This window comes from Nitrospiraceae bacterium (genome assembly GCA_035623075.1).
Classification (GTDB): Bacteria; Nitrospirota; Nitrospiria; order Nitrospirales; family Nitrospiraceae; genus DASPUC01.
The window spans coordinates 97553-122891 of sequence record DASPUC010000020.1 but is presented as its reverse complement, the minus strand read 5'-3'; the positions used below and the strand labels follow the sequence as shown (position 1 = coordinate 122891).

25 protein-coding genes are annotated in these 25339 nt (G+C 55.9%); 8 read left to right on the top strand and 17 right to left on the bottom strand.

Annotation, left to right across the window (positions count from 1 at the left end; all coding sequences use genetic code 11):
• The 3 genes from VEI50_04385 (at nt 1) to VEI50_04375 (ending at nt 2754) form a co-directional block, all read left to right on the top strand.
• A complete protein-coding gene (locus VEI50_04385; protein HXX74342.1) occupies nt 1–699 on the top strand; it encodes a class I SAM-dependent methyltransferase in 699 nt (232 codons plus the stop codon).
• Nucleotides 700–761: 62 nt separating this feature from the next.
• A complete protein-coding gene (locus VEI50_04380) occupies nt 762–1712 on the top strand; it encodes a cation diffusion facilitator family transporter (GenBank protein HXX74341.1) in 951 nt (316 codons plus the stop codon).
• An 82-nt stretch (nt 1713–1794) separates the two neighbouring features.
• Nucleotides 1795–2754 (top strand): GTP-binding protein, encoded by a 960-nt coding sequence (locus VEI50_04375; GenBank protein ID HXX74340.1) that lies wholly within the window; start codon nt 1795–1797, stop codon nt 2752–2754.
• Here the strand turns inward: VEI50_04375 and VEI50_04370 are convergent.
• The 4 genes from VEI50_04370 to VEI50_04355 all read right to left on the bottom strand — a co-directional run bounded on the left by VEI50_04370 (nt 2751) and on the right by VEI50_04355 (nt 6807).
• Nucleotides 2751–3344, bottom strand: a complete 594-nt coding sequence (locus VEI50_04370; protein ID HXX74339.1) for a phosphatase PAP2 family protein — start codon at nt 3342–3344, stop codon at nt 2751–2753. The two genes, VEI50_04375 and VEI50_04370, sit on opposite strands and share 4 nt — an antisense overlap.
• 75 nt (nt 3345–3419) lie before the next feature.
• A complete protein-coding gene (locus VEI50_04365; GenBank protein HXX74338.1) occupies nt 3420–3857 on the bottom strand; it encodes an energy transducer TonB in 438 nt (145 codons plus the stop codon).
• A gap of 106 nt (nt 3858–3963) precedes the next feature.
• Nucleotides 3964–6378 (bottom strand): TonB-dependent receptor, encoded by a 2415-nt coding sequence (locus VEI50_04360; protein HXX74337.1) that lies wholly within the window; start codon nt 6376–6378, stop codon nt 3964–3966.
• Between the two features lie 96 nt (nt 6379–6474).
• Nucleotides 6475–6807: a hypothetical protein gene (locus tag VEI50_04355; GenBank protein HXX74336.1), complete on the bottom strand. Its 333-nt coding sequence runs from the start codon at nt 6805–6807 to the stop codon at nt 6475–6477.
• A gap of 237 nt (nt 6808–7044) precedes the next feature.
• Between VEI50_04355 and VEI50_04350 the strand changes: the two genes are divergently transcribed.
• Together VEI50_04350 and VEI50_04345 are read left to right on the top strand one after the other, a co-directional pair.
• Nucleotides 7045–8103 carry a 3-deoxy-7-phosphoheptulonate synthase gene (locus tag VEI50_04350; GenBank protein ID HXX74335.1) on the top strand — a complete coding sequence of 353 codons (1059 nt, stop codon included), beginning with the start codon at nt 7045–7047 and terminating at the stop codon, nt 8101–8103.
• A gap of 49 nt (nt 8104–8152) precedes the next feature.
• Nucleotides 8153–8932, top strand: coding sequence for a TatD family hydrolase (locus tag VEI50_04345; GenBank protein HXX74334.1), 780 nt, complete (start codon nt 8153–8155; stop codon nt 8930–8932).
• On the opposite strand, the gene VEI50_04340 is transcribed toward VEI50_04345, so the two are convergent.
• Nucleotides 8919–9449, bottom strand: a complete 531-nt coding sequence (locus VEI50_04340) for an NYN domain-containing protein (GenBank protein ID HXX74333.1) — start codon at nt 9447–9449, stop codon at nt 8919–8921. The two genes, VEI50_04345 and VEI50_04340, sit on opposite strands and share 14 nt — an antisense overlap.
• A 125-nt stretch (nt 9450–9574) precedes the next feature.
• Here VEI50_04340 and VEI50_04335 point away from each other — a divergent pair, with 125 nt between their 5' ends.
• From VEI50_04335 to VEI50_04325, 3 genes are all read left to right on the top strand, one after another.
• Nucleotides 9575–10846: an N-acetylmuramoyl-L-alanine amidase gene (locus VEI50_04335; GenBank protein HXX74332.1), complete on the top strand. Its 1272-nt coding sequence runs from the start codon at nt 9575–9577 to the stop codon at nt 10844–10846.
• Nucleotides 10847–10874: 28 nt separating this feature from the next.
• Nucleotides 10875–11612: a tRNA pseudouridine(38-40) synthase TruA gene (gene truA, locus VEI50_04330; protein HXX74331.1), complete on the top strand. Its 738-nt coding sequence runs from the start codon at nt 10875–10877 to the stop codon at nt 11610–11612.
• A 91-nt stretch (nt 11613–11703) separates the two neighbouring features.
• A complete protein-coding gene (locus tag VEI50_04325) occupies nt 11704–12018 on the top strand; it encodes a PsiF family protein (GenBank protein ID HXX74330.1) in 315 nt (104 codons plus the stop codon).
• A 136-nt stretch (nt 12019–12154) separates the two neighbouring features.
• On the opposite strand, the gene cysE is transcribed toward VEI50_04325, so the two are convergent.
• From cysE to VEI50_04265, 12 genes are all read right to left on the bottom strand, one after another.
• Nucleotides 12155–12805 (bottom strand): serine O-acetyltransferase, encoded by a 651-nt coding sequence (cysE, locus tag VEI50_04320; GenBank protein HXX74329.1) that lies wholly within the window; start codon nt 12803–12805, stop codon nt 12155–12157.
• A 15-nt stretch (nt 12806–12820) separates the two neighbouring features.
• On the bottom strand, nt 12821–13315 hold the full coding sequence (ispF, locus tag VEI50_04315; GenBank protein ID HXX74328.1) for a 2-C-methyl-D-erythritol 2,4-cyclodiphosphate synthase: 495 nt from the start codon (nt 13313–13315) through the stop codon (nt 12821–12823).
• A 2-nt stretch (nt 13316–13317) separates the two neighbouring features.
• On the bottom strand, nt 13318–14031 hold the full coding sequence (gene ispD, locus VEI50_04310; GenBank protein HXX74327.1) for a 2-C-methyl-D-erythritol 4-phosphate cytidylyltransferase: 714 nt from the start codon (nt 14029–14031) through the stop codon (nt 13318–13320).
• The gene (locus VEI50_04305) at nt 14024–15049 is read right to left on the bottom strand and encodes a PIN domain-containing protein (protein ID HXX74326.1); all 1026 of its coding nucleotides are present in this window, start codon (nt 15047–15049) and stop codon (nt 14024–14026) included. The genes ispD and VEI50_04305 overlap by 8 nt, the downstream gene beginning before the upstream one ends.
• A gap of 49 nt (nt 15050–15098) precedes the next feature.
• Nucleotides 15099–16637 (bottom strand): DegQ family serine endoprotease, encoded by a 1539-nt coding sequence (locus tag VEI50_04300; GenBank protein ID HXX74325.1) that lies wholly within the window; start codon nt 16635–16637, stop codon nt 15099–15101.
• A gap of 103 nt (nt 16638–16740) precedes the next feature.
• Entirely contained in the window at nt 16741–17610 is an 870-nt protein-coding gene (locus VEI50_04295) for a class I fructose-bisphosphate aldolase (protein HXX74324.1), read from the bottom strand.
• A 38-nt stretch (nt 17611–17648) separates the two neighbouring features.
• A complete protein-coding gene (fbp, locus tag VEI50_04290) occupies nt 17649–18653 on the bottom strand; it encodes a class 1 fructose-bisphosphatase (protein HXX74323.1) in 1005 nt (334 codons plus the stop codon).
• Nucleotides 18654–18796: 143 nt separating this feature from the next.
• On the bottom strand, nt 18797–19588 hold the full coding sequence (locus tag VEI50_04285) for a DUF3108 domain-containing protein (protein ID HXX74322.1): 792 nt from the start codon (nt 19586–19588) through the stop codon (nt 18797–18799).
• A gap of 19 nt (nt 19589–19607) precedes the next feature.
• Nucleotides 19608–21008: a phosphomannomutase/phosphoglucomutase gene (locus VEI50_04280; protein HXX74321.1), complete on the bottom strand. Its 1401-nt coding sequence runs from the start codon at nt 21006–21008 to the stop codon at nt 19608–19610.
• Between the two features lie 105 nt (nt 21009–21113).
• Nucleotides 21114–22625 carry a mannose-1-phosphate guanylyltransferase/mannose-6-phosphate isomerase gene (locus VEI50_04275; protein HXX74320.1) on the bottom strand — a complete coding sequence of 504 codons (1512 nt, stop codon included), beginning with the start codon at nt 22623–22625 and terminating at the stop codon, nt 21114–21116.
• Nucleotides 22622–23176: an HAD hydrolase family protein gene (locus tag VEI50_04270; GenBank protein ID HXX74319.1), complete on the bottom strand. Its 555-nt coding sequence runs from the start codon at nt 23174–23176 to the stop codon at nt 22622–22624. Before VEI50_04270 ends, VEI50_04275 begins: the two co-directional genes overlap by 4 nt.
• A 202-nt stretch (nt 23177–23378) precedes the next feature.
• Nucleotides 23379–25298 carry a nucleoside-diphosphate sugar epimerase/dehydratase gene (locus VEI50_04265; GenBank protein ID HXX74318.1) on the bottom strand — a complete coding sequence of 640 codons (1920 nt, stop codon included), beginning with the start codon at nt 25296–25298 and terminating at the stop codon, nt 23379–23381.
• Nucleotides 25299–25339: the final 41 nt, after the last annotated feature.

Below are 25339 nucleotides of genomic sequence, written 5' to 3'. Positions count from 1 at the left end.
ATGAGAACTACCTGCCAGAGTCAGTTGTTCTACATCTGCATGGTCCTTGGCTGTTGGACGTTGCTCCCAGACTCAGCCATCGCCCAAGACCAGCATCAGCATCGCCGACCGGACAACATTGCGCAGTACCTGGAACAACTCGACAGCTCCGAGCGCGATCAATACCAGAAGCCACTTCAAGTCATTGAGGCGCTGCATCTGAAACCGGGTCAAGCCGTCGCCGATCTCGGGTCTGGCTCAGGCTACTTCACCAGACGATTGGTCGGAGCCGTGACGGAATCCGGAAAAGTTTATGCGATCGATGTGGAGCCGGAGATGCTGCGATACGTTGAAGAGAGCCTTGTGCACATGCACGCGCCCTACACTGCTGAATTCATCCTGGCGCGGGCCGATAGCCCGAAGCTCCCGGCTGAATCGGTCGACCTTATCTTTGTGTGCAACGTCTTTCATCATTTGGAAGATCGTACAATTTACTTCCGGAACGTAAGATCAGCCCTCAAACCAGGAGCGCGAATCGCTATTATCGACTTCTATCACGACGAGCGATCCGGTGAACTCGGATTCTCCAAAAAACATCTTGTTCCTCGAGAAACGGTCATCGCTGAGATGACCACAGCCGGCTATCGGCTCGAGCGAGAACACAGCTTTCTTCCCCGCCAGTATTTCCTGGAGTTCCTGCCGCAACCTTCCGCTCAATAATCCGACCTGCGGTTTGATGATTCATCCGGACGCTTGCTGTCTTCCACCGTCCATGCGAAACTATGTTGATGCAACCCGCGGCGACCTATCAGGAACTGCGATTCCGGCTCTCTCTTGCTCTCGCGGTGAATGCCGTCATCATCACGGCTGAGTTCACCGGTGGATTCGTCCTCGACAGTATCGGCTTGATGAGCGACGCGGGGCATAATTTGATCGATCAGGGTTCATTATTCCTGGCCCTTTACGCACACCTGCTGACGACGAAACCGGCCAGTGAAACACGTACCTTTGGGTATCATCGAGCCGGCATCATCGCTGCCTTCTTGAACTCGTTCATCCTCCTCCTGACCGCAGTCGGCATCGCACTGGTCGGCCTTAAACGATTGCTTCACCCCGTCCCTGTTGACGGCACCTGGGTGATGGCCATCGCGGCATTGAGCTTCGTGGCCAATCTCAGCATCGCGCTCCTGCTGCAGCACGGGGCCAGAGACGATCTCAACATCCGCAGCGCGTTTTGGCACATGTTGGGAGACGCGTGGGTTTCGCTCGGTGTGGTTGTCAGCGGCGCCACGATCTTGTTGACCGGTTGGACGGTCCTCGATCCCCTCGTGAGTCTCCTCGTAGTAGGAGCGATCGTGAAAGGAGCCTGGCCACTGTTCAAAGAATCGTTGGAGGTACTGTTGGAATCGACGCCGCCGCGGATCAGTGCCTCACACGTCGCCGCCATGGTTGAGTCTATCCCGGGCGTGAAAAACGTCCACGACCTTCATATCTGGGCGGTGGAACCTCGCCTGATCATGCTCACCTGCCATGTGCTCGTCGATGGAGAGGATGACGCGCTTACCAATGAGCTCCTTCGAACGGTCAGAGGTCGGATCGCCTCAGATTTCGGCATCAAGCATATGACCATCCAAATGGAAACGGCCTGCTGCCACCCAGAAGCGGTCCACTGCGACTTGTCGAAACTGGCCGACCAGCACCACGAGTTCGAAGCTGCCTCTCATCATCATTGAGCTTTCCTCTGAACACAGCTCTCGGTAGAATACCGTCGACGTATCATCCATCCGACGACAGACTTTCTATCGAGGTCGAGGAATGCCGGTCCCTTTTTATGTACTCTGCGGGTCGCTCGGCGCAGGAAAAACCACGCTCCTGATGCGACTACTGGAGTACTGGAGCGCACAAGGCCGACGGGTGGGTGTTTTAATGAACGAGGCGGGAGAGGTCAGCATCGACGGGCCACGCGCCGGCACGATGGCTCAGCAAGTGCTCAACCTCGCCGGTGGGTGCGTGTGCTGTGACACGAAGGAAGAACTGTCTTGGGGTCTCGCGCAACTGGTGAAGGACTATAACTCAGACGTGGTGATTCTGGAATGTTCGGGATTGGCAGATCCTGTCGAAGTCGTCGACGCCGTTACCGATCTCTATACGGCCCGTCTCGCTCATCTCGAACGGGTCATCGCCCTTCTCCAGCCCTTCTCGAGGGAGCAAAGCAATTCCAGCGCCTATGTCACATCCCAAGCTGTCCGCTGTGCTGATGAGGTCATTCTCAACAAGCGTGACCTTTACATTGCCGGACTTTGGGATCAGTTCAAAACATCGATCGTGAGCCAGAATCCCTATGCACGATTTTGGGAAACCAGTCATGCGAAAGTTGACCCGAATCTTCTCTTGGCCTCCGTTGCCTCTAGGAAGCCTCCCGTGAGATCCACCATCGTGATCGGCGAACCATCACCACCCGATGGGCATGCCGGAATGGGGCATCATCCCATTGCCACCACAATCCGCTTACCTGGTTCACTCAACCGTGAACGCTTTCTCGCCTGGATCGAGACACTTCCGAAGGAACTTGACCGCGCGAAAGGCTTTTTCAGATTCCAGAACGAGCCGACATTGCAAGAATTCCAGTATTCACCACCAGGCCACGCAACGATCACACCGGTCACCCTCCTGGAAGAACCGGACCCAGCCATCGTACTGATCGGCCGTGGATACGATATCGATCGGCTCAGGGCAGAACTCGTCTCGTGCGTGGAGAATCAGAAGAGACTTTAACTGTTGTGGCTGACAGGTATTTGAGTCCGCGTGGGTGCCGGTGGCGGGACAGAGCGCCGGCGAAACTGAGGCCAGTGCAAGAGCAGCCATGCGACTCCAGCCCCAATGCATCCGCCTATGGCCCACCCACCCAACACATCAGACACGTAGTGGGCTCCGACGTAGATGCGGGAAAAACCCACGAGGACCACGATCGGCCAGGTGACCCAGCCTGACTTCGGGTACAGTACCTGTAGAAATGCGGCTGCGGAAGCGGTGTTCACGGCATGGTTGGAGGGAAAACTGAACAGCACGCCACATTTGCCAGGCCCCACCACGACTGCCTGGTCCAATGCTCGACAAGGCCTGACACGTTCGAACACCCACTTGAGCTGCCCGCCTAAAAAATCCACGAAGCCGACGACGCCCGCGAGAACAGCACCACCAATCAGAGCCTCCCGCCAATTGACCCACATCCAATAACCGGATGCGAGCGCGACCGGAAGATAGAGGGAACTACTACCGCTCAGGAACAGGAAGAACGTGTCGACCGCCGGAACATGGCCGGCTAAACCGTTAATGGCGAGAAACAAGGATTCGTCAACGTTCATGGAGATTACGATAAAGTGTCTTCCGCGATTCGTCAACGGTCGCAGCATCAGCGACCGCGAACAGAGGCACAGTCTTCATCGTGTGCGGAAATGAATGCGGACCGTCAATTCCCCGTCGATCGGGTCATCACCTTTCATTTGAGGGTCGAACGTCCATTTATTGAGAGCCGCAATGCCGGCCTGGGTCAGTTCCCGGTGCTTCGCCGGTTCAAGAACCACCACTGTCACCTGTGCTTCTTTGCTGATCAACATGCGGGCTTTCATCCAGTCATCGATCACCTGCCCGTCCAACGAAGCAGGCATCGCAGGCCACGGGGTTGATTTCGGAACAGGTCCCAGCTGCTGATCTTTATTGAGCGGTAGTCCGTGAACATGGACCTCAGGAAGCTCTAACACATCTTCCTGGTGATCCGCTTCGTGCGTAGCCCGGTCGCCCTCGACCGCCTCTCCCCACACTGGCCACAACCAGAGCACCACACCAATCACATATGCCGGCTTGCACATAGTCTGCATCCTGCTCTCCTTCCTCACAGGTACAACGCCTTCAGCTGTCAGCGTTCAGCTTAGTGAAGCACTCCCGCGCCTATTGCTGAAGGCCGACCGTTTATCGCTTCTTTTATCAAAAGAACCATTGAGCCCGGAAAAAGAACGACCGCGGCATCCCCGCATGGGCCACTCCGAGCCCGATACTGCCTGCGCCCGTGTTGTAGAAGTACTTCTGGTCCAGCAAGTTGATGACATCGAACCCGACTAGCATCTTTTGCTGATCCCACGGCAACGTGAACGTGTGCGTAAGAGAGGCATTATACGTGGTCCAAGACTGGAAGTGAGAAGAGTTGGTGAGCGCCGTGTCATTCGCCGCAGTCCGAAGGCCAGATCCGTAGAGCATCTCGCCAGAAATGGTGGTCCTTTCCCGGAACCGGTAGGCCACCACAGCCGAACTCGTGATCAACTGGGAGTGATCGCAGAAGACGCCGCCCGGTGTATTGATGTCCGTAATCTCCTTTGAGTCCAGCAGATATTGTCCCGACTGTAGCCCGTTGGCCTTGCACCGGCCCCACGCCACATTGCCGCGCGCGCTGACGTCGTCGGTGAGTTGCATTTTCAGGACGCCGTCGATCCCCTCTTGATAGCCCCACTGAAAGGCAAAGAAATTCAGCATCGGGGTGGTGCCAAACTGGCCGGCATCGGACTGGAAGTGACTTCGTTTATAGTAGGCCGTCAGCTCCAAGGTCGCCCAGTTGGTGAGGGCGTGATAACTGCCCACCTCAAAATAGTTGGAGCGCTCCGCCCTGGGACTGAATCCAGTCGGGTCGTCCGGTTGCGCCGTGGTTCCCGCAAGATTCACCTTGGTAAACGCGATCTGCTCGACGTTCGGTGGTGTAAACATCCGGCCGTAATAGGCATGGAAGACGTTCGACTGATTCAGCTTGTAGGTCACGCCGATGCGTGGACTGACCTGCCCCTCATCATAGAAGCTTTGAATCTGGTCGTACCGCACGCCAAGATTGAGGGTCCAGTCGTCCAGGCTCCATTGATCCTGGACCCACACTTCCTCACGTTTCTGGATGTTCGTATTGGCTGCGCTCTGGGTGAGCACCGGTCCGACCGGAAGGCCGGTCGCCTGGTCCACGGCGAAGTCAAACAACTGGAACTGATTCTGCGCGTTCGTATACTCGAGTTGAAATCCTGTCTTGACGAGGTGGCTCTTGTTCGGGATCCAGGAATAATCAAGCCTCGTTCCGACCGAGTAGGCCTTCCGTGTCTGATTCGCAGTCTGCTCTTCAGGCGCATAGGCCAGGGTATTGAATGGGTCGGTGGTGAAGTTCGCATAGGAATTCCTGAAAAAGCCGGCAAGCTGGAAAAAATTGCTGGCGTTGACGTCATGGCGCCAGACCAGGTGGGTGTACTGGGAATTCTCATGCTGGTTCTGGTTCACTCCCTGAGATGGCGCGGGGGAGAAGGTGGGGTCCTGCGTTTGAAGGAGTGGCAGCACATCTTGGTTCACCCCCAATCCCGGAATAGTCGGAATTTGGTACTTTGCCACCGCGTTCAGGAACACCCAACTCAAGCTATTTCGGTTGTCATGCTGGTAATCACCTCGCAGATAGGTTTGATTGCGCTCGCTTTGATCATGAAAAAACGAGTGACCGAGCGTCGGCGGTTCAATACCACGATTAGTTGTCGTATAGCTATTCAGGACGTAGTACCGGACCTTTTCGCCAACCGTCCCTCCGTACTCAAACGACGGGTTTATGGTCTGGTTGGAGCCGCCGAACAGTTGGGCCGAGCCGAACGAGGGCCTTGTTCCGCTCTTACTGGTGATATCTACAAGAATCGCGGTCTTATTACCGTACTGGGCCTCCATGCCTCCCAAGATAATATCAGCGCGCTCCCACATACGGGGGGAGATCACATCGGTGAAGGTCGAACTCACGCCCTCCGGAATCGGCACTCCGTCGATCCGGAACTGTTGGTTGGCATGGTCTTGGCGGATGTGCGTTTGCCCCAAGGCCCCATACACTACGCTCGGAACCGTTTGGAGAACTTCCGCGACGGTATTGTTGTTACCGCGCGGGAGGATCTCCACGTCCTTTCGACTCACCTGATAGGTCTCGCTTGAGGCTTTGTACTGGATTGCTGGCATTGGCGATACGATTTCCAAGGCGATGTCCTGCGTCACGGCCAACGTCAACGTCACCGGAGGGAGAGGCTCGTTGCCGATCCTGACTACCACGAATTCACTTTTGTACGTATCCCGAACCGCACTGACGGAGTAGGTCCCCTCCTGTGGGATTGTGATCGAGAATTCACCGGCCTGGTTCGTGACTCCTTGCGCAACAATCTCGCCTTCCTGATCTCGGACCTGCACAATGGCCTGATCAACGCGACGCAGGTCCTGGTTCTGAACCGAACCCATGATCACATTGCCCTCGGATCCTTGTGCGGCGATCGCCATCGCCTGACCGAACACACTAAGACTGAGTCCGAAAACGACCGAACGACAAATAGAATGAACCCATGCACGTCGCATCGTTTCCTCCTGCCACGATGACAAGTTCAAAGAGAAGAACGCGAGGGATCAGCATCGGGAATGCCAATCCACAAGCATCTGGCCTTGACGAGGAAGCTAGCGACGAGGAGGTGCGCGTGAGGGACCGGGAGTGGAGAGCTCCGTGGAAAGCAGAATCGAATCAATTGGAGGGGCCAGCGAACGAATCAGCTCGCAAGCAGCCAGGATCGGGACTCCGACATCGAGCGACCCAGCGGTATGGTGTTGGACCCACTGACACAAGTCCGTATCCGAATGCTCGTGCCCGTCACTATCGGCAGCGGCCAATTCATGGTGCACATCCTGAGCAACTGCAAAGGGAGCAAGCGCAAGCAGCAGTAGGACCAAGCTGACAGACAGACTGATCCGCACCATAGGGAAGAGCGCTCGTGAAGCGAGAGGTTGGCTCATTGAGGACGCACTGAGTACCACAACGTTAGAGGGGTGTCAATTAGTCACACCTCTTTCCTCTTCTACGTTCCGACCCAGGGTTTCTGCAAGCGGTACCAAGGCAAAGCTCTGCCCCAGGCAAAGATAAAAGACTCTTATTATTCAATTGCTTAGAGTTCACCGTGTAGACTTTTCTTCAAGATTCCGTTAGTCTGTGCCACTTTTCGTGCGTGAGCATCGTCCTGAAAGGGCCGGATCATGAATCGACCGATCGACAATCAACACGTTATAGAAATCAAAGCTCTTCCGTCTCCCCGAACGATCAAGACGAAGCTTCCGATTACGGATCAGGCTGCAACCCTCGTCGTGGAAACCCGCGAAGCCATCCGCCGGATTCTCCATGGGCAAGACCGTGATCGACTCCTTGTGATTGTCGGACCCTGTTCCATTCACGATCCGGAAGCCGCCTATGAGTATGCGGACAAGTTGAAACCGGTCGCTGATGCCTTGCGCGACCGGCTCTTGATTGTCATGCGGACATATTTTGAGAAACCGAGAACGACGGTCGGATGGAAAGGCTTGATCAACGATCCCCATCTCGATGGCACCTGTGACATTGCCACCGGTATGGAGTTAGCTCGAACCATCCTCTTGAATATCAATCAGCGTGGTATTCCTTGCGCCACCGAACTTCTCGATCCCGTGACACCCCAGTATATCGCGGACCTCATTAGCTGGACTGCGATCGGAGCGCGCACGACGGAGAGTCAGACTCACCGAGAGATGGCGAGCGGCGTATCAATGCCGGTCGCGTTTAAAAACGGCACGGAAGGCAGCCTGCAAGTCGCCGTCAACGCCATGACTGCCGCACGATCTCCTCACCATTTTGTCGGCATCAACGCTGATGGACAGACGTCGATCATTAAAACGATGGGCAACCCGGACCGACATATCGTGCTCCGCGGGGGCGGGGGTAAAACCAACTATGACGAGGAACATGTCGCGCGGGCTGAATCGGCGGTTGCCGGGGAAAACATCGCACGCCCCATTATGATCGATTGTTCCCATGATAATTCCAGCAAGGACCATCGACGCCAGGGCGTCGTCGCTCGTGAAGTCCTTCGCCAATTCCGCGAGGGGCGCCAGTCCATCATGGGTCTGATGCTCGAGAGTAATTTGTCTCCAGGCAAACAAACCTGGCAGCAAGGAAAAGCGCTGGTCCACGGTGTTTCCATCACCGACGCCTGCCTTGGTTGGGATGAAACGCACACCCTCCTCAGCGAATTGGCTGATTTAATCGTCACCAGACCCGCCTAGGCGTTCAGTCTCGCATTATTGGGTTCCGTGGAGTGAGACGCGGTCTCTTATGCTCATCGATACGCACACCCATCTCGATGATGCCCGCTACGACAGCGACCGTGAGGCGATGATCGCACGTGCACGAGAAGCCGGCGTCGAGGCTTTCGTCACGATTGGATGCGACCTCTCCACTAGTCAGGCAGCAATCGCACTGGCTGACCGCTACCCCTTCGTGTACGCATCCGTCGGCGTGCATCCGCACGAAGTGAAACACATGGGCGACGAGTGGTATGACGGGCTCCGACGCCTCGCGACGCACAAGAAGGTGGTAGCCTACGGCGAGATCGGCCTTGATTATCACTACAATCATTCGTCACCGAAAGAGCAGCGTAACCGCTTCCGGGAGCAGGTGGCCCTGGCCCGAGAGCTGAACCTCCCGGTGATTATTCACACTCGGGAGGCTCAGGAAGACACGATGACGATACTACGAGAAGAGAAGGCGTCAGACGTAGGCGGGGTGTTTCACTGCTTCTCGGGAGATGCCTGGCTGGCGAAGGATGCGCTGGATCTGGGATTCTACCTTTCTTTCTCCGGAATCCTGACGTTCCAGAACGCGAGCATGCTTCGCGACATCGCGAAAACTGTGCCCTTGGACCGTCTCTTGATCGAAACCGATTGTCCTTATCTCACTCCGGTTCCACACAGAGGAAAACGAAACGAACCAGCCTTTGTGTCTTTGGTGGCCCGACAGCTGGCACAAATCCTTGCAAGTGACCCCACGCTCTCAACCGACGCAATCGGCCGCATCACGACCGAGAACGCCAAGCGTCTGTTCAAAATTGCCTGAGCTGTCGATTTCGCCGCCTCTGTGCCTTCGGGAGCTTCCGGGGGTTGCCTCGCTTATCCGAGGTCCGTACGGGCTCGGACTCGTCTCCCGTATCGAGCTCTTTGAACGCAACTCGTCTAGTCATCGGCCCTCCACGAAGCTTCTCCGAAAACTCACCCGCCTCGATTGCTAACGCTCCCTGCGCCCTTGCGTAATGTGCGACCTCTCTGTCGGAACTCACGACGGCACAGTCGCTGCCGAATTCAGAAGCCAGGCGTTGAATCACCTGATCCGCCTTTTCGCCGCGTCGGGAATAGATGACCTCGAGGCCGGATCGATGTTCGCGCCGTTCCGTGACGAACCCCTGCTGCCATCCGTCGAACACAACCGTCACGGGGTGGGCTTTCCTGTGGCGATAAGCCGCCAATTCTTGGATCAACGATTCGCGCGCCATGTCGGAGTGAAGCGGAATGCGCCCGCTCGCACGGTCGAGCAACGCCAGAAGATTATAGCCGTCGATGACCAGATGCAGCGCCATAACGAAACCCTACGCTCGGCTGAATACCCTGTCAATTCGTCAGACCCTGTCTGTTCCCGTAATCCCCTTGACAAGCACGAGAACATCTGAGAAAAACTCTTGAACCCTTCAGCTTCTGGAACACCATGCCTTCAGCCCTCGGGCGCATTGTTATAGCCTTCGTTGCGGTCCAGTTTATTGGCCTCCACAGCCTCGTCGCTCCTTGTCTATTCGACAGTCAGGCTTTCGCCGCCTCCAGCGAGGTACGACAGGAGAAACCCAGAAAGACCCGAGGCACTCACGCGAATACATCTTCCGTTTCACTCGTTCCTGCGATCATTCAGAATCTTCGCAGCACGACGTCGCCAGGTTTGAATCGACTCGTACTGGACTTGGACCGAAGAACCCGCGTCAAGAAGCATTACGCTCCAAAACCCAACGGAGTCATCGCCGAAATTCCCAACGCCACCCTGAGCAAATCAGCCCAAACCAAACTTGCACGTGGTTCGATCGCCAAACCGTTTGTGATCACCCAGGTTTCTTCGCATTCCGTGGCCGTTTCCCTCCCGAATGGATCGTTTCAGCGCTATCACCTGCTCAGCCTCACTAACCCTCCGCGCCTTGTCGTGGATGTCGTGCCCTCCAACCAGCTGGGCGTGACGCAACCGACCGAAGCACCAGACCCATCGCTCCCTCCGAGTCCGCCCTCTCAACCGGTACCACCTCCCACGAAATCATTCCGAACGATTGTGGTCGATCCCGGCCACGGCGGGAGAGATCCGGGAGCCAAAGGGTTACGGGGGACAGAGGAAAAAGACATCACCCTCAAGGTGGGACTGAAGCTTCGCGACCTCCTGAAAAGGCAACCAGGGGTGCGTGTCATGATGACGAGGGACCGCGATGTATTTGTCGAGCTCGAGGACCGTGCCAAGTACGCCAACAATCTCGAGGCTGACCTGTTTGTCTCAATCCACGTGAACTCGCATCCCCAACGGACGGTCAAAGGAATCGAGATTTATCACTTCGGAGAAGCCAAGGATCAGCGCGCTCTTGAAGTCGCAGCCCGTGAAAACGGCACCCCGCTCAGCAGCACCGGTGTTGGCTGGGAATATCTCGTCGCCGACCTCCTGACGACGAAGAAAATCGAAGAATCATTGGAACTGGCCTGGACAACAAAAGAAGCCATGGTGGCCCATATGAATGGACACTATGCCACGGTCGATCATGGAGTGAAGACCGCCCCGTTCTATGTCCTGCGCTTCACCAGCATGCCCAGCATTTTGGCAGAAATCGCCTACGTGTCGAATCCCAGTGAAGAAACTCTCCTTCGCACCGACACCTTCGTGAACCGCGTCGCTGAATCACTCAACGACGGTGTCAAAGCGTTCCTCAGCTCGGCCAAGCAGCCGGCTCGATGACCTTCATCCCCGTTGACGCACATTCCCCATGCCGACCTTCAAATTAATGTTGGAGTACGACGGCACCGGCTACGCAGGCTGGCAACGGCAACCCAACCAGCCTACGATTCAAGAAGCGGTTGAGCGGGCCATCGTGCAAGTGAGCCAATCCCCTGTGTCCGTCATCGCAGCCGGTCGCACTGATGCGGGCGTGCACGCGCTGGGCCAAGTGGCGAGTTTTCGAACCGACCGAACATGGGCACCCGCAGACTGGACACGCGCCTTGAATGCCGTGCTCCCCGAAGATATCTCGGTTCGGTCGACCGAGCTCGTGCCCGACGCGTTTCATGCCCAGCATGATGCGCGCGGCAAACTCTACGAGTACCGTATCCTCAACAGACCGGAGCGACCCACGACCGAGCGCCGGTACGTGTGGCATATCTACCGATCCCTCGATGATGCAGCGATGCAGCAAGCTGCGTCCACCCTGATCGGTTTTCACGACTTCTCATCGTTCGAGGGGAGCCTCACGGACAACGATGAGCCTCGATGCAATCTCCAACGGCTGACCCTGACTCGCCGGGGTGATCATCTTTCCATCGAAGCCTACGGCGATCGGTTTCTCAAACACATGGTCCGTTCCATCGTCGGGACTCTGGTTGAAGTGGGGGCCGGGAAACGATCTCCTACGAGCCTGACGAACGTGTTGAATGCCCGCGACCGATCGGCGGCGGGGCAGACCGCTCCGCCGCACGGATTATTTCTTGTCCATGTCGCCTACGAATGAGCCTGGGCTGATAGGCTACAGAGACAACCGCGACAGCTTTTGCTATCATGCTTCCATATCGAATCCTTCCCCTTCACGAAAGGAGGCACATATGAAAAGGACAGCGACCATCCCAGTGATCTGCCTGTTTACGGTCGGTCTGTGCATCGCGCCAATGGCCATCGCTGCACCCGAGCAACAAAATAAGATGAAGGTATGCAACGAGCAGGCGAATGCCAAAGGTCTCGGCGAAGGGAAGGGTGAGGAACGGAAGGCGTTTATGAAGCAATGTCTCTCCGCCAAGCCGGTGAAGACCGGGAAAACGGCTCAGCAGGAGAAGATGAAGGCGTGCAACAAAGAGGCGAGCGAGAAGCAACTGAAGGGCGATGAGCGGAAGAAATTTATGAGCACCTGCTTATCCAACTAATCTCATGCGCTGACGCGGCCCGATCGGGCCGCGTCGCCTCCCACCGGACTTGCCAAGAGTTCCCCGGCAGTCATCGGTGCAACAATTTCCAGTTTCAGAAAGACCGGATTTCGGTTAGAAAAATGGTGCGCCCGACCTAGCGGACGGGATTATCGTCTCGGTTTTCCAGCTTCTTGCGGAGTTCGATCAATTCCTGCTCGAGGGCGGTGAATCGGTCACTGATGGGGTCGGGAATATTGGTATGGTCCATCGTGGCATCGGGCATCCGCTCACCCTCCGTTTTGATGATTCTGGCCGGCACCCCGATGACGGTGGAATTCGGCGGAACTGACTTGAGCACGACCGAGTTGGCGCCGATCTTGACGTTATCCCCGATCTTGATGCCGCCGAGAATCTTGGCTCCCGCGCCCACCACCACATGATTGCCGAGTGTGGGATGCCGTTTACCACGTTCCTTTCCGGTCCCGCCGAGCGTGACACCTTGGAAGAGAGTCACATAGTCGCCGATTTCTGCCGTTTCGCCAATCACGACCCCCATGCCGTGATCGATGAAGAACCCCGTCCCGATCTGGGCGGCTGGATGGATTTCAATCCCTGTCAGCCATCGGGCGAGTTGCGAAATGGCTCGTGGAATGAACGGCACTCGGTGAACTTTCAACCAGTGGGAGACTCGATAGGCCAGCAAGGCATGAAAACCCGCATAGGTCAGAATCACCTCAAACTGGCTGGTCGCGGCCGGATCCCGGTCGAAGACTGCCTGAAGATCCTGTCGTATTGCGTCCAACATGGTACAGGACACATCCTACGATGACGATGCCGACTCAATCAAACAGATGGCATGGGCCATCATTCCCTCTTCCCGACCTACGGCATCCAACCCTTCTCCGCTCTTCACTTTGACGTTGATAAGATCGGGGTCCGTTCCCAGGACCTCTGCTATGCGCTTTTGCATGGCAGCCAGAAAAGTGCTTAATCGAGGCGCCTGCGCCACAATCACCGTGTCGATGTTGACGATGCGATATCCCTTCTTCTTGAGTTTAGCCGCCACATCCTCCAGGAATTTCAGACTGGACATGTTTTTGAACTTCGGATCCGAGCTCGGGAAATGCTGGCCAAGATCTCCTTCTCCCATCGCTCCCAACAGGGCGTCGCACACGGCATGAACGAGGACATCGGAGTCAGAATGACCCAGGAGCCCTTTGGAGTGGGGAATTTCGATCCCACCCAGAATGAGCGCTCGACCTGCGCCGAGTGGATGCACATCGTAACCATATCCAATCCGCATCTTGGTCGCCATATTCAGCTCGCTTGTCGCACTACTGTTCGAGAAGCCAGAATCGCTTCCCCGATTACCATGTCTTCCGGCCTGGTCACTTTAATATTCTCTCCGCTTCCTTCTACGACCATGACCGAATGCCCGAGCCATTCGACGAGGTATGCATCGTCAGTCGCGTGGATCCCTTTGGCATGAGCTTTCCCATGGGCCTCTTGGAGCCACTGTCGTCTGAATGCCTGCGGTGTCTGAGCCAGCCAGAGAGGACAGCGGTCAACAGTACGCTGGATCACGTGATTCGAATCAACCTGCTTGACTGTGTCGCGCACCGGGATGGCGATGATCGCGGCTCCGTGTTTATCGGCCATTGCGATGACCTCGTGGACCATTTGCACGGTAAGAAAAGGCCGGACCGCATCGTGCACCAGTACAATTTCCGTCTCCTCCGTCACATGCCCGAGCGCATGCCGGACAGAATCCTGGCGTTTACTTCCACCGGCAACCACCTTCATGACCTTGGAGAACCCGTGCTGCTTCACCAAATCATTGGTGGCGTAGTCAAGGTCCGCCGAAGGAACAGCAAGGATAATCTCGTCGACGCGGCTGGCTGTTTGAAGAATTCGCAAGGAGTGGACGACAAGTGGTTCGCCGCCCAGGGAAAGAAACTGCTTCGGGACCGAGCCACCCATCCGCAGTCCTCGGCCTGCAGCCGGAACAATCGCGACAACTCGCCTATCCACGGGCGACTTGCAGCTCCTCTCGCTCGGTGTCTTCCTTCAGACGGGTAAAGATCATTCGACCGGCCGTGGTTTGTAACACGCTGGTCACCACGACGTCGACGTTTCGTCCGATACAGCGCCGTGCGTTATCGACAACGATCATCGTTCCGTCATCCAAATAGGCCACGCCCTGCCCGGCTTCCTTGCCTTCTTTCAGCACAAAGACGCGGATTGCCTCACCAGGGAGCACAACCGGCCGGAGCGCATTACAGAGTTCGTTGATGTTCAAGACTCGCACCCCCTGCAATTCGGCGACCTTGTTCAAATTAAGATCGTTTGTGATGATCTTGGCGTGCATCTGTTTCGCCAACACGACCAGTTTCGCGTCCACTTCCTTCACCTGTGGGAAATCTTCTTCGACGATTCGAACATCCACATCCGCCATCTTCTGAATCTTGTTGAGGATATCAAGTCCTCGTCGTCCTCGCGCCCGCTTCAACGAATCGGATGAATCGGCGATGTGTTGAAGCTCGTCCAGGATGAAATGCGGCACAAGGAAAATACCTTCGAGAAATCCGGTTTCGCACAAATCCGCCACACGCCCGTCGATGATGACGCTGGTATCGAGCACCTTCGGGCAGCCTGCTGATCCGTTCACCTCAAAAAACTTCTGTGGGGAACTCGGAAACTTCTCTTTTCCGAACCGTGCGCCTAGAACCAGTCCCAGGTAGGGTAGACCGAGAAGAAAGACGAGCCCTCCGATATGGAACAGGAACGTTTGAACGTCAAAGATTTCGCCTCCAACCCACTCGACCAGACCGGTTAAAAGCAGCCCCACCGCCAACCCTGCTGTCCCACCCACGATGATGCCGAATGAAAGGTTACGCAACGTGTATTCGCCGGCAACGATCAACCCTCCAGTCGCCGCTCCGATCCCAAAACCATACAGCCAATAGGACGAGCTCGCACCGTCAGCTTTGAGAAAGAGCGCCATGCCGGCCAATGCACTGAGAAGGACGAATATGGCTCGCGATACCATACCTTTACCTCCCCTCTAAATCCTGTCGTCCAGACAGGTTGAGTAGCCCCTACGGTCGCAGTGTTAAGTACATCGTTCGGCCCTGTCGCTTCAACAGCAAAAGGACCGCTTGGTCTTTGGCCAATCCAGAGACAAGCCGTTCGTAACTTTTGAGCGACGTCACCGGCTTACGATTCACCTCGAGGACAATGTCGCCTTCGCGCACACCCATCTCTTCAGCGGTACTGCCTGGTTTCACCCGTGTGATGACTACGCCGCGCTCGGTCGATTTCAGCCCATACCGGCCTGCTAATTCTTCGGTTAACTCGCGAACCTCGAGATCAGAGAGCACCCCCGTCGGCGCGGTGACGTCTCCGTTGTCCTCCGAGCCGGCTTGCGCGACTGATTTGGGCTGTTCGGCAATTATCACATCCAGAGTCTTCGGTTTCTTGTCGCGAATGACCTTGAGCGACACTTTCTTGCCGATCGGGGTCTGCGCAACGGCGTTGCGGAGATGCGTCGGTGAATCCATGGGTTTGCCGTCGAATTCCACGATGACATCAGCCCGTTCAACCCCGGCTTTTTTGGCCGGACTGTCGTCCATAATATCGCTCACCAGAACGCCCTTCGTGTCGCTGATGCCAAATTGCGTCGCCAACTCCGGCGTGAGTTCCTGGATCGACACCCCCAACCAACCACGTACCACCTTCCCGGTCTTGACCAGCTGCTCCATCATCGAACGGGCAAGATTGCTCGGCACGGCGAATCCGATTCCCATATTGCCGCCGCTCTGGCTGAAGATTGCGGTATTGATCCCGACCAATTCGCCCCGTATGTTCACTAACGCACCACCGGAATTTCCTGGATTAATCGCCGCATCCGTTTGGATAAAATCCTCATACTCCGCGATACCCATACTGGCCCGTCCGACCGCACTCACAATCCCCATGGTCACGGTTTGAGTAAGGCCGAACGGATTGCCGACCGCAAGGACGAATTCCCCTACTTCCAGCTGATCGGAATCGGCCCAAGGAATAACCGGCAGTCCCGACGCCTCGATTTTCACGATGGCCACGTCCGTCTTGGCATCAGTCCCGATTAATTTGGCTTTGAACTCCCGTTTGTCGGACAAGAACACCCTGATCTCGTCGGCCTTATTCACAACGTGATTGTTCGTGATGATCAATCCGTTGGCGTCCACAATCACGCCGGACCCCTGTCCCCGCTCCTTTCGCTCTTTCGGCGGCTCGCGTTTGAAGAATTCTTCGCCGAAGAATCGACGAAAAAATGGGTCATCGAAGGGTGACCCCTGAAATCCTTCTCCACCACGACCGCTGCGTGTGGCGGCGATGCTCACCACGGTAGGTTTGACCAGTTTGGCAATGTCCACAAAGTTACGTGCGCTTCCACCCGTGATTGGCGATTGCGGCGCTGTGGCAACAGGACGTACCGCCACGCTGGACTTTGGCTCCGGCCCCGCCGTCCCCGAAGGAAGCCAGCCGAGATCGGACGCGACCACAACCCCGATCACGATGCCGATCCCCACGAGCAACCCGGGAACTACCCATGCCCGACGAGAGACAACGGGATTCTGTGACCATTCATTCATTGGTACTCTACATCCTGAGCAAACGATTATCTCGCCCGAACATCACTGAATCTCGCCGGCATAGATCCCCATAATAGTCTGAAGAAATTTAAGTGCCTCGGCTTTAGGCCGCTGGAACGAGTTTCGCCCGATGATGGAACCAAACCCTCCACCGGCACGGATGGCGCGAGCCTCCTCGAACACGTTCTGATCTTCGATCTTCGCTCTTCGCCCCTCCGGAGAAGATGACAATCCGCCGCCCGTCGAAGACGCTTTGGACCACATGCTCGACCCGCTCCGCGAGGGTTTTGATCGGGATTTGCGTCGTCTCATACACTTTTTTCGCCGCGGCCTGTTCAAGATGTGCCGTAGGAAGCTTCACCTTGATGAAATGGGCACCCAGTTGAGCGGCAATCTGCGCGGCATAGGCAACCACATCCATCGCTGTCTCCCCTTCCTTGCTCAATGCCGAACCGCGTGGATACGACCACACGACCACGGCCAGCCCGCTGGCTTTGGCCTCTTCGGCGATGGCTCGCAACTGCTCATACATGGCATTGCAATGAGCTGAGCCTGGATAGATCGTGAACCCCACGACCGAACAGCCGAGCCTGAGCGCCTCGCCTACGCTTCCGGTAACCGACGGCAACGGATCCTTGTCGTCGTGAAGGACGTCATGGTTGTTCAGCTTGAGAATCAGGGGAATCCGTCCTGCAAACTCCGCCGCCCCGGCCTCAAGAAATCCGAGCGGCGCGGCGTAGGCATTGCATCCGGCATCGATCGCCAATTGAAAATGATAGTGCGGATTATAGCCCGGCGGGTTTGGCGCAAAACTTCTCGCCGGGCCATGCTCAAACCCTTGATCCACCGGCAAAATGACCAGTTTCCCGGTCCCAGTCAGCCTGCCTGACCTCAGTAGACGCGCGATGTTGGTTTTGGTCCCTGCATTGTCGCTGCTATACCAACTCAGAATTTCTTGAACTCGATCAGTCATGTGATTCGTCCACAACCGCTCATACCCCCATCTGTAATCTACGCCCTTCCTTGAATACAGGCTTCGGCTTCTTGCACATCCTCGACACTTCCGATGATCAACGGGACCCGCTGATGGAGCATCTTGGCCTCAACATCCATGATACGCATGGTGCCGGTGCTGGCTGCGCCCCCTGCCTGTTCGACCACCATCGCCAGTGGATTCGCCTCATACAATAACCGTAGCTTTCCCTCTGGCTTATCGATCTCTCCCGGGTAGAGATAGACCCCTCCGTTCAGCAACAGACGATGAATATCCGCGACCATACACCCGGAATAGCGCCCACTGTAGGGGCGCCCAGCGGTCTTATCCCGTACTTTCAGTCGGTCGATATACTGCTTCATCCCACTCGTCCATTTCAGATAATTCCCTTCATTCGCCGCATAGACCTTCCCTCTCGTCGGGATCCTGATCGATTTGTGCGACAACAGATAGTCTCCCGTCTCCGGCTCAAGCGTAAACCCCACGACACCCTGCCCGATCGTCAATACCAGCATCGTGCTGGGACCATAGCACAGGTAGCCGGCAGCGATCTGTTCCGTACCCTTTCGCACGAGATCGTCTCCGCTGGGAGGCTGGTCTTTGCGGCGGCACGTCAGGATGGAGAAGATTGAACCGAGCGGCATGTTGACATCTGTGTTCGAGGAGCCGTCTAACGGATCGATCAATACAACGTACGGTCCGTTCGGCCAATGCTCCGGCATGAGGAGGGGTTTTTCCATCTCCTCCGATCCCAACGCACAGACAACCTTGCTCTGCTGAAAGCTCTCAACAAAGGTATCGTTCGCGATTTGATCAAGCTTCTTAACGGCCTCCCCCTGTACATTGGTTTCACCGGTGGTTCCGAGAATATTCAGAAGACCGGCTCGCCGGAGGTCCTGTGCCAAACGTTTCCCCGCCAGCCCTATGGAGGCGAAGAGATGTCTCAACGACCATGCATCAGCTGAAGGCGCGGGTCTATGCGTGCAGAGAAACTGATCAAGGGTCAAGGAAGGGGGCACCATACAAACGATCTCGTGTGCGCCGGGCGCTGATCCGGTCGAGGAATTAATCGTATTAATCAGACGGCGGATACCCGCCTCTTGCCATGATGGCTCGCCTCATTATAACGTCTCTCGAATGGAGCGGCAATGAATGTTCCGCTCTTTCATCTGGGATAGACGAGTCCTGGAATCCCCCCCACAAGATCCGCCACAACCGATCCGATAATGACCTTTGCTTTCATTCTGAGGGGGATTTTACGGTCGTCGGTGGTAAACCAAACCTTGATGTTCCCCTGGTTGAGAAAGATCCCTTGGAAGGGCATGATCACGAGTACTCGTGCCGTCTCGGTTTTCCCCCAGGAACCTTCAATGCTTTCCACCTCTTCCACACGAACGTTCAATTGATAGTTTTTCTTGTCATGGTGGACATTCATCGCCAGAGAAGAGCCTGGTTTCAGAGGCAAGGCATTCCGTACGTGATAGAGACAGGAGATGATGTCCAATGTATCAGGAGGGATCGCCAAGGTTTCGGTCACTCCATCTTTGGTAACGGTCACGGTTCCGTCTCGATGATGAAAGGTGTATTCGAAATTGTTCTTTCGTTTGCCTTCTCGACGCCGGAACGTCAGCCGGTCGGACTGCAACGTCGTGGGATCGACCAAGGACTCCACCCGATTATCAACCGGATAGAATTTCGTGAGCATGGGGCTCGACTGAGCGGTCGTCACAAGTTTGGCCAACGGACGATCTCCCGTCATTCCTGCATCTCCAACTTCCATCACCGCAATGCCCGCCAGAATGTTCAGCCATGTAATTTCATAGGTCAGCCGTTCGCCGACCTGGAATGATCGTATTCCATCACCGGATGCGTCCTGTGCAAGAAAGGTCCCAACAAAGGTGAGTGAACATGAAAAGAAGGATGCCAGTAACAGGAATCGGGCGAGAACTCGTCGCATCAAGAGGAAGGACGGAAGTCTAATGTCCGAGGGCCCGTTTCGCCATCGTAAGCTCCCCTTCAACAACGGCGCGGATGGCTTCAAGATGCTGGGCAGATGTGGCTTCGAACCGTAAGACCAGCGCTGGTTGCGTATTTGAGGCACGGATGAGACCCCACCCCTCGTCAAAGACGGCCCGGACTCCATCGATAGTGACGACGTCCCTTAGCATGAGCTTGGTTGGACCGAGGACCTGGCGGTTTCGCCAATAATCCGCGAAGCGCTGCTGAACCTGTTTCACTAGATCGAATTTGACCGCATCGGGCGTATCCACACGAATCTCCGGAGTGACGGAAGTGCGTGGGAGATCAGAGACTAACGTAGAGAGGGGCCGTTTGACCTTCGCAAGGATCTCAACGAGTCTGCAGGAGGCATAAATCGCATCGTCATAGCCGAAGTAGCGATCGGCAAAGAACATGTGTCCTGACATTTCACCAGCCAGCACGGCCCGCTCGCTCTTCATTTTTGACTTGATCAAGGAATGCCCGGTTTTCCACATGACCGGCCTGCCACCGTGCTTGGCAATATCATCGTAGAGACTCTGCGAGGCTTTGACTTCTGAAATGATCGTACTACCCGGCTTCGTCGCAAGAATGTCTCGCGAATAGATGACCATCAGCCGATCGCCCCAGAGGACTTGACCCTGTTCATCGATCGCGCCGATCCGATCCGCATCCCCGTCGTATCCGATGCCGACATCTGCCTTGTGCCCCTTCACCGCACGCACAAGGTCCTCAAGATTCTCCAGCACGGTCGGATCGGGATGATGGTTCGGGAAGCGGCCATCCAGGTCGCAATGGAGCCCTGTGACTCGGCACCCCAAAAGTTCCAGTGATTGTTTCGCGACCAACGCGGCGGCACCATTCCCGCAGTCGATGACCACATGAAGCCGGTCGGCTTTCAGCCCGTCAAAACTCTTCTTAATGTAGGCAAGATAGTCCGGAATAATTGGATGTTCTGAGAGACGTCCCGCCCCCGAAACATATTGTCCCGTCTCGACGACCTGTCGGAACGTTTGAATCTCCTCGCCATGAATGGCTTCCTTCCCCACACAGACTTTAAACCCGTTGTACTCGGCCGCATTGTGGCTTCCGGTGATCATGATGCCGCCGTCGACCGGAAGCATAAACAATGAAAAATACACCAGCGGAGATGGACAAATTCCGATATCGATAACGTTGATCCCGCCTTCAAGCAGTCCTCGGACCAAGGCTTTGTGCAATCCCGGTGAGCTGAGCCGACCGTCTCGTCCGACCGAAATGGTTTTGATCCCTCGATCTTTCACATAGGTGCAATATCCTCGGCCGATTCGTTCGGCCATCTCTTCGGTCAATTCCTCGCCGACAATGCCGCGGAGATCGTATTCTCGAAAGAGACCCATTCTTCCCTCGTTATGCGTGAAGCGTCATGCGCGAAGAGCAGTCACCACATGCCACTTGTACTGGAGTCTTTCCGTCTCCCGCCTGCTCGGAATTCTCATCACGCATCACCCATCACGCTTCACGTTCCTGCCGTAATCATCTTTGAACCGGACGATGTCGTCCTCGCCCAGATAGGGGCCGTCCTGGACCTCGATGATGTGGAGGGTTTCCTGACCGGGGTTTTCCAATCGATGGCGAGTTTCGACAGGAATGCCCGTGCTCTGCCCCACCTGCAGGTCAAACACTTCATCGCCTCGCGTGACGCGCGCCGTGCCTGAGATTACTACCCAATGTTCGCTCCGTTGGTGATGCAACTGCAGAGAGAGCCTCCCACCAGGCTTCACCGTGACCCGTTTGACCTTGTACCCAGGCCCTTCCTCCAGCACGGTATAGGATCCCCAGGGCCGATAGACTGTGAGGTGTTCCAGATGCTCGGGAGCTCCTTGCTGCTTCAAAATTTCGACGACCTTCTTCACATCCTGAGCACGCGACTTCGGACAGACCAACGTCGCATCGGGAGTATCGACGACAACCATGTCGGTCAGTCCGATCGTCGCCACGACACGACGGTCTCCGTAGATGATGGATCTGGTACTATCGATATCGACCACGCGCCCATCAATTACATTACCCGCCTTGTTTTTTGGTGCCACTTCATCGAGACTGCCCCAACTCCCGACATCGGACCAATGGAAAGCCACGGGAACCACCGCGGCTTTCGATGATCGTTCCATGACGCCGGTATCGATCGAAATCGGCGTGAGTTTTCGATATTCTTCGTCGATGGCAGCGCGCGTCGCCCCCGCGTCGATCAATTGGCGAATACGATCGAGACCTCGAGCAAGCCCCGGTTGGTGCCGGCGAATCTCGTCAAGAATAGTCGCCGCGCGCCAGATGAACATGCCGCTATTCCAATAGTATTCACCGGATTTCAGATACTGGATAGCCTTCTTGGTGTCGGGCTTTTCCACGAACTGTTTGACAGCGTGTCCCTTTAGCCCCCCCCACTTTACTAAATCAACCTTTCGATTGGGTCTGATGTAGCCATATCCAGTCTCAGGTCGAGTCGGCTTGACGCCGAACGTGGCCAGATAGCCCTGAGCTGCCAGTTGCACGGCAAACGCCACAGCCCTGTCGAATGCCTGCTGTCCCTTCACGACATGATCAGCCGGAACCACCAACATAATGGCTTCCGGATTTCGTCGCATGAGTTCCAGAGCAACAAGTCCGATGGCCGGAGCTGTGTTGCGGCCTTCCGGTTCAAGCACGAAATTGTCTTTCAATGCGTCTTTCCATTCGCTCAGCTGGACGCGAATCGAGTCGGCTTGCGCTGGATTGGTGGAGATCAGCACCCGATCTGCAGCAGCCGTGTTGAGCACCCGACGCACCGTCTGTTGGATGAGCGTCTCATCTCCAATAATGCGGAGAAGTTGTTTTGGAAACAGGTGTCGGCTGAGCGGCCAGAATCTCGTCCCACTCCCACCAGCCATAATCACGGGGTAAAGATGGTCCCCGAGGCGAGGGGCACGAGGCGAGCGGCTATCGGTAATCTTCGTCTTCTTGGTCTTCGCATTCATTTGGTCTCTAGCCCCTTGCCTCGAACCCCTTGTCCCGATCCCTGAGCTTCCAGAATCATGTCAACTATCTCTCGGACCGCTCCCTCCCCGCCTTTTTTCCGACAGACATAATCGACGACGGCCAAGACCGGGGGGAGTCCATCGGCAGGAGAAGCGGAAAAACCGACAGACTTCAGCGTTTCCATATCGTTGATGTCATCGCCGATGTAGGCCACTTCCTCAAGCGTGACCCCATAGCGGCCCGCCATCTCACGGACGACCGACAACTTATCCATCGCTCCTTGATGAACTTCGGGTATGGCGAGTTTTTCCGCACGGCGAGCAACCAACTTGGTTCGCTCTTGGGTCACAATGGCAGTGATCAGCCCGGCTTTCTGCAGGAGTTTGATCCCCATCCCGTCGCGTGTATTGAATTTCTTCCACTCATCTCCGGATTCGGCATAGTACATGCCGGCGTCGGTCAGGACACCATCCACGTCCGTGGCAACCAACCGGATTCGTTCAAGCTTGATTCGCGAGACGCCTTGAGAACGTGATGCTGATCGTTTCATCGCAAGAGAAGATTCGCTAGGTCCATCTCAGGAAAAGCAAGTGTTATCTTACCCATTCGGACGGACACTGAATACAAAAATTTGAGACTGATGAACCCCATCTCTCCTGTGACCCCCGCTTCATCCTTCGAGCATCGCGACGCCTACACCAAGAGTAAATTCCGTCTCAGACATTCTCAGCTTCATCGAAAGCAAGGTTCCGCTATGCAGGCTGACGAGTCGGCGGCTTGGCGTGAGGAGAGGGAAGAGGAGTATAGGTCGTGACTACCTCGCCGAGACGGCGAGCTAGTTCTTCATCGTCACCGTGATTCAGCGCCTCCTCGAGATCCCTGAGCGATTGCGCGAGCCGATCTGAGCCAAGTCGGGCTGTCTTCACCGCCCGCCGAATCTTGCTATGCTCGGTGGGTTCGACTTGTTCCGATTCTTCAAACAGCTCTTCGTACAATTTTTCTCCAGGACGCAATCCGGTATAGGCAATGTGAACATCCCGATCGGGAACCAGTCCTGACAGGACGATCATGTTCCTCGCCAGATCGGCGACGCGAATCTGCTCTCCCATGTCCAAAACAAAGACATCGCCGCCTTGTCCGAGCACACTCGCCAGCAGGACCAATTGCACTGCTTCGGGAATCGTCATGAAAAATCGTTTGATATCGGGATGGGTCACTGTCACAGGACCACCCTTGCGGATTTGTTCTGCGAAGAGTGGCACGACACTTCCGTTACTTCCCAATACATTTCCGAAACGAACGACGCTGCACTTTGTCCGACCGCTCTCATTCAGATTCTGAATCAACTCTTCAGCAATCCGTTTCGTCGCCCCCATGACGCTGGTGGGGTTCACCGCCTTATCCGTGGAAATCAACACAAACCGATCGACCCCGGCAGCCAGCGATGCCTCTACCACCACCTTCGTTCCGAACACATTGTTACGCACTGCTTCTTTGGGGTTCAGTTCCATGAGAGGAACATGCTTGTGCGCCGCCGCATGAAACACGAGGTCCGGATTGGTCTGCCGTAAGACCTCCGACACCCGATCAGGCACCGTGACATCTCCCACTGCGGGAACAATGTTGAGATAGGGAAACCGTGCGCGCAATTCAAGATCCAGCGCATGCAAGCCGTTTTCGTACCGTTCAAATAGCACCAAGGAGGCTGGTTTGTAGTGGGCAATCTGACGGCAGAGCTCGGAGCCTATTGATCCTCCGGCACCGGTCACAAGCACCCGCTTGCTTTCCAAAAGAGGGTGCAACTCCTGCCGATCCATCTGCACCGGTTCCCGTTGGAGCAGATCCTCCAGGCTCATGGGTCGGACTTGTCGAAGCGCGGCTGGGTCGCTGAGAAGTTGTTTCACGTTCGGCAGAAGCTTGATCGGGACTTTACACCCCTCTGAGGCAGCAAGGATGCGTTGTTTCACCATGGTCGAGGCAGAAGGCAGCGCCACAATAATCTCGTGCACGATGAGGCGACTGGTCAAAGCGGGAATATCAGCGATCGTACCAACCACCGGTACACCGTGAACTCTCATCCGTTGCTTCAGAGGATCATCATCAACGAGACCGACTGGCCGATAGCGAGACTCTGCATCGCTCTGCATGTCCCTGATAAGGAGTTCACCGGCATTCCCTGCTCCCACCACAAGCACGCGCCTAGCCGTAGGGTTCAACACCTGAAGCCATTCACGAAACCATCGGACTGCGAGTCGAATTCCCGCCAGATACATACCGACAAACAGGCCGGTCATGATAATCACTGATCGAGGATAAGAGGTCCATCTGAAAGCGAAGTGAACCAATCCATAGAGCACGAGAGTGCTTGTCACAGAGGCCCAAAGAATGCGACCAAGGTCATGAAGCCCGACATAGCGCCATAACCCTCGTTGAATGCCAAAGGCCCACAGCCCCGTCCCAAATACGGTGACCACCAGGGGTAATCCGAGCAGCATATTTCGATCATATGGAGCGGGAATCTCGCCGTCGAACCGGAGAAGAAAGGCCGTCAAATTGGCCAATACGATAAGAAGGAATTGAGTAGCAAGAACCAGGAGTGCTCGATGGTCGATCAGCGCCTGGCCGTAGCGACCAGCAATGGCTGAGTATATCTTCAGGACCGGTTGCCTCATGTGGTACCTTCCTCCTCCAATCCGGATAACGCTCGCATGGA